The organism is Salinicola peritrichatus, assembly GCF_003206715.1.
Taxonomy (GTDB): Bacteria; Pseudomonadota; Gammaproteobacteria; order Pseudomonadales; family Halomonadaceae; genus Salinicola; species Salinicola peritrichatus.
Genome location: NZ_PZJU01000061.1, coordinates 1 through 4,920, shown reverse-complemented (window position 1 = coordinate 4,920; position 4,920 = coordinate 1). Strand labels below are relative to the sequence as shown.

Genomic DNA, 4,920 nt, shown 5'->3' with positions numbered 1-4,920 from the left:
CTTGACCACTACACTACAGTCCGCAAGAGTCCTCCCCGCTTCGTTGTCGGTTTCGGCGCCAAGGCTCACGAATAAGGCCTCTTCTGCATCGTACAGGAGCTTGGCAATGGTCATGACCACCTGTGATGCTTTCATGATCGCATAAAGGTAGACAAGGACGTCATCAGAGAACTGATCCGTGCCATCAACTTGGCTGCGGATCGCGGAATGAACAGGGTAGCGCCTTGCCTCGATTAGTAGACGGACGTCGCCGCTTCGATGAATGGAGAACAGTAGCTCTTCCATGTCGGCTATAAGACGATCCCGCGCTATCAATTCAGCTTCTCTGGCTTTGTGCGCGCGCACTAGTTCATCAGTACTCGATAAATCATCGGGGAGAGGCTCGGGCGGATAATCTGGAGCTATTTCGTCTCCCACGTTCTCAATCAATGCAAAGGCCTGATCGATGATGTAGGCGTATTCTTCGTAAAGGGTGAGCTCAGCGAGGATCTCGAATACCTGATCCAGATTGTGAGTAAGCGGATAAAACGGCGTGCCCAACAGTTGCATTGAGCTCGGGTAGGTCATGGCTGAAAAACTCAATGCGAGGGAGGCCATTGCTGAGCACCATGTAGCACTCTCAGTACATCGATCGTATTCGGGCTGATGCGGTACACGATGAGGTAGGGCGTGCCGGCGATGATCAGCTCGCGCGTGCCCGAGACGCGCCCCGAGCGCCCACGCTGTGGGTTGTCGGGGATAGCCTCGGCAGATGCCTCTACCCGATCCACGATGCTCAACGCAGCATCAGGTCTATCCATGGCGATATAGTCGGCGATGCCCTCCAGATCGACGATCGCTCGTTCGAGCCACCTAACGATCATCTTGGCCCTGCCGTCGCGACTGCTGTCCCTTTATTCGATCGCGTATACGGCTCATTGCGGGCACGTTCTCCGTCCACTGTGCACCGGGGCTATCGGCCTCGTGCAGGGACTGTTCGACTTGGCGCCTGAACCAGGCGTCGTGTTCGGCGGCATCGTGGGTCCTGGTCATGCGCTCGGCAGCGTCCGGGCGAGCGCGTGACGAGGTGGGCGTGAAGTGCTCGGCCTCCACGCTGAAGTGGTCGATGCCAACTCGCCGGAGGTAACCGGCCAGTGTCTCGAATCGGCTGAACAAACGCGGACCGCCGCGCTTGGAGACGAGCCGGCCGCGAGACCCGTTCAGCTCGACTTCGACGCACCAACCCCCTGGTTGCCCTACGGCGACGGTGTCACGCATAGCCTGCTCACTTGCCAGCTTGGCGAGCGCACGGTGGTCGATATCAATGGTGGTAACCATCTCGATACCTCATCCCGGTTATCTAGTAATCGAATACGAGTAGATACTATACGCCGCAACCCCGGCCCTCGCTATACCGCCGAGTGCGCGAACAGGGTTGCCGGCCTTTGCCTTGTGTCGTCGGGTGTTATCGTCGGCGGGAGTCGCCCTCTACGATATTGGCCGCACGCCCTCGAACACTTCCACATCGAACAGATTCTTTAGGCGCCGGTTCTGCTGGCTCAACGTGCCGCCTAATACCAAGATGGCTCTGACGGTAACGTCGAAACCGCTGGCGACTCTCTCCGCTTCCAAGATCGCTTGATACTTCACGCATTGGTAAATGCCTCTCAGCACGTCGGCATCGTCGGAGAGGTGGGATTTCACTTCGACGCCGATCCACTGCCTTGGGGATTCGAAGAAGATATCGAGACGGTCACCGGAGCCGAGGGGGCATTCGTACCAGGGAGGATCGACGCGCTTCAGCCCGATCGCGCCCGGATTGTCACCGACGAACTCTTTCAGCGCTTTGTGTTCTGGCCCCTCGCCGCCTCGGCCGCCACTCTCCGCGGCGGCGGCTGTCGCTTCGCTGTTGCGGTCGACGATGAGCGGTTCAACTCCGAGCTCATACAACACGCCTTCCCAAGCCTGGTAATCGAAGACCGCCTGTTGTGCCATGCCCACGTAGGCTTCGCGTGTTTCTTGAGGTACGGCCCTCAAGTCGAAGTAGTGACGCAGGAAGTAGTCGACGCCTTCTCCAGGTTGCCCGTTCGATTTGCTCACGACTAAGGACGAGAGGGGCGGTAGGAGCTCATCCCGCTGCTTCCCCAAGTCGATCAGCGTGTCAGCTACTGATCCCGCTATGCGCCCTATGTGTCGGTAGTGAATGTCCCGTTCATGAATGCCGAGTGTGCTGAGCTCTCGCGCCAGATCCTGGTAGGTAACCGTCTGACCGGCCCTCGCATAGTTGATCAGGATTGGAAGTGCAGCCTTCGCCAGGCGTTGATAAAGCTTGTCACCGAAGATCCCCTCTACCTGCTCACCAGTTTCCATTCCTTTGCTCCTGCCGTGTCTGAACACTACGTTTCGATAGCCGCCAGGGAGGTAGCTGCAGCCGGCTTAAGATCAGCCCTAGCAGAGTAGGATTGCTTGGGAGGCCGGCCCAGCGCTCGCCCCTCGAGAGTTGCGGTGAATGCTCGGTGAAGACGGACACAACTTGTGTCCGAAGCGTTTGTGTCCAGCTGCGGGGCGCTTTGTGTCTTAACTAAGTATTGTTTATAAATCAACTACTTAATATGTTTCAGGACACAAAGACACAACGGACATCGCGATTTGCACCGGACCCGGAAAATCCTCGTTTGAGAACTCTATCGGCGCTTTATTGGAACCACTTTACCCGGCTCCGAAATGCCACCCGCAGCCAGCAGGTTATCGACCGCTCGTGTCACGCTGTCACGAACAGGATCGATATCCAGGCGGGCATAGATAGCGGTGGCCTGCACGCTCTTGTGATTGAGGGATTTTCCGATGATGGCCAGCGATGCGCCGTGCCTGGCTTGCCAACTTCCCAAGGTTCGACGTAGGTCGTGGATTCGTAGCTTCGACAGCGCGTAAGCCTCCGGGTCGAGTCCATGCCTTCGGATCTCATCGGCGTACAGCCGTTGAGCCTGACGCGGCTGGGTGAGCGCGATTTCCACCGCTCGAGTGATATCCGGATCATCCCAAGCTTCGGCAGTCGCGATTGCTTGCACGAGACCCAATGCCTGGGCTCGGGCGAGTATTCGCTCCCAGCCTTTTCGCGGTTCGGCATAGTGGCCAGTCTTGCCCTCACCGGGGAATACCCACGGACCGGATACATTGGTGTGGCGATCCTCCAAAACGCTGACCAGTTGGCTGGCGAGAGTGACGAGCTGGGGATCTCCGTTCTTCGTGTCGGGGATTCGCCACACACCTTCGGCCAGGTCGACTTGATCCCAACGCATCGCCAGTACATTGGCTCGCCGGGCTCCCGTCAGCAGGCAGGCAAGGAAGAAGTCGCGGACCGTATCGGATGGCTCCGCCGCCAAAGCCTGGAAAAATCTGGGTAGCTCGTGGTGCTGTAGAAACCGGTCACGCTGCTCGACCTTGTTCTTTTTGATACCCGCGGCAGGGTTCTGGCCATCCCATACACCGGCATCGATTGCCCAGTTGAACATCACCGAGCAAAGTGCGAGCACCTTGTTGGCGTGTGCGGGTGCCGTTTTGCTGATAGCGCCATGGATTTGGGCAAAGTCTTTTCGCGCCAGGCTGGAGAGTTTCCGGCTGCCCAGCGTTGGCGCCAGATGCCGGTTGTAATTCTTCTCGTCCTCACGCCAAGTTTTCTTCTTCCGCACCGAGTGTTTGCGCAGGAAGTCAGCGAACAGATCGCCGAAGGTCGGTTCGCCACGCAGCTGCCGCCGTGCTTCAGCCGGATTATCACCGCTGGCGATCGCGCTGCTGATTTGCAAAGCCTGCCGCCGTGCCTGCTCGATAGTCATGCCAGGATAGCGACCGAGAGTGATCCTCTCCGCACGGCTCGTCGCCTTCACCCAGCGTTGGCAGCTGAAGGTCTTGGTGCCCTTCGACGTCATCCGCAGTTCGAGGCCGGGCACCTTGGTGTCGGTGTAGTTGGCGCGCTTGCCCTCGAGAGGTAGAGGGAGGTCATCGATGGCCCTCTTCGTGAAAGTGAGCTTCGGCATGGCCGGGCCTCCAAGGCGGTGCGGCGGGAGTGCGTAGGTCCGTCTGGGTATATGCCGGGTCTAGGAAATGCATCGATTTGGGTATATTTCCGTAGAAGCCGAGCAAAGACTAAGGTGGTGAAAGTGCTTTGATAATAGACGCTTAGAGACGTACAGCAAAGCCGGGGTAACTGCGTAAAAGTGCGGGAACGCTAATTCGTAATGCGTAGGTCGGTGGTTCGAATCCACTCACCGGCACCAGGTTTGTCAGAATTTCAATTAGTTATATTTCCTCAAGGGCCGCTCATTGGCGGCTTTTCTGCTTTGGTGTCAACAAAGTATCAACGCCTGAATCGGGTTTAGTCGAACGGCCTCACCGAGCGAATTTCAACCAGCGAACTCCAATTGCACCTGGCCGGGTTCCGAGCGTGGCCGAGCTGGGCCGACGACGATACGAACCTCGCGACCGAGACGTGCCAGGCAGTCGAGCATCTTCGCTTCACTGATGCCACGGAATTGACCGCGAAGAAGACCGGAGAGCTTGGGCTGGGAAATGCCCATGATTTCAGATGCCTTGACCTGAGTAAGCCGACGGCGCTTGATAACATCGGCAATTTCAGTGGCAAGCTGGGCTTTGATGAGCATTTCATCGGCGTCAGGGAAGCCGAGATCGGCATAAACGTTACCGCCACCTTCTTCAATCTCGATCATGACGATGCTCCTTTAGATGCTGCTCGAGGGCTTTCAGACGTTCACGAACCTTTTCCATTTCAGGCTTTGGGCGTGGCGATGCCACTGCTGGACTTCTTTTGGAAGCAGTGCAGGACGTAAATCGCCCCTTCAAACTTGACGGTATAAACGGCGCGGTAGGTGTCGCTCTGATGGTCTTCAACAACTTCGAGGACACCCGTAGATGTAGTGGCACAGT

At 57.5% G+C, this 4,920-nt stretch carries 7 protein-coding genes; all 7 read right to left on the bottom strand.

The features are described 5' to 3' along the window. Positions 1 to 597, bottom strand: a 597-nt coding sequence (locus DOM57_RS19115) for a hypothetical protein (RefSeq protein WP_162619601.1), incomplete at its 3' end; no start/stop codon positions are given. Further along, on the bottom strand, positions 579 to 863 hold the full coding sequence (locus tag DOM57_RS19110) for a type II toxin-antitoxin system RelE/ParE family toxin (RefSeq protein WP_110650778.1): 285 nt from the start codon (positions 861 to 863) through the stop codon (positions 579 to 581). The genes DOM57_RS19115 and DOM57_RS19110, both read right to left, overlap by 19 nt. Next, a complete protein-coding gene (locus DOM57_RS19105; RefSeq protein WP_110650777.1) occupies positions 853 to 1,317 on the bottom strand; it encodes a hypothetical protein in 465 nt (154 codons plus the stop codon). The genes DOM57_RS19110 and DOM57_RS19105 overlap by 11 nt, the downstream gene beginning before the upstream one ends. A gap of 150 nt (positions 1,318 to 1,467) precedes the next feature. Further along, positions 1,468 to 2,349: a hypothetical protein gene (locus tag DOM57_RS19100; protein ID WP_110650776.1), complete on the bottom strand. Its 882-nt coding sequence runs from the start codon at positions 2,347 to 2,349 to the stop codon at positions 1,468 to 1,470. 314 nt (positions 2,350 to 2,663) lie between these two features. Then, positions 2,664 to 4,013 carry a tyrosine-type recombinase/integrase gene (locus DOM57_RS19095; protein ID WP_110650775.1) on the bottom strand — a complete coding sequence of 450 codons (1,350 nt, stop codon included), beginning with the start codon at positions 4,011 to 4,013 and terminating at the stop codon, positions 2,664 to 2,666. A 366-nt stretch (positions 4,014 to 4,379) separates the two neighbouring features. Beyond that, positions 4,380 to 4,703, bottom strand: coding sequence for a helix-turn-helix domain-containing protein (locus DOM57_RS19085; RefSeq protein ID WP_110650774.1), 324 nt, complete (start codon positions 4,701 to 4,703; stop codon positions 4,380 to 4,382). 59 nt (positions 4,704 to 4,762) lie between these two features. Next, positions 4,763 to 4,920: type II toxin-antitoxin system RelE/ParE family toxin (locus DOM57_RS19080; RefSeq protein ID WP_239496328.1), on the bottom strand; the 158-nt coding region annotated here is incomplete at its 5' end.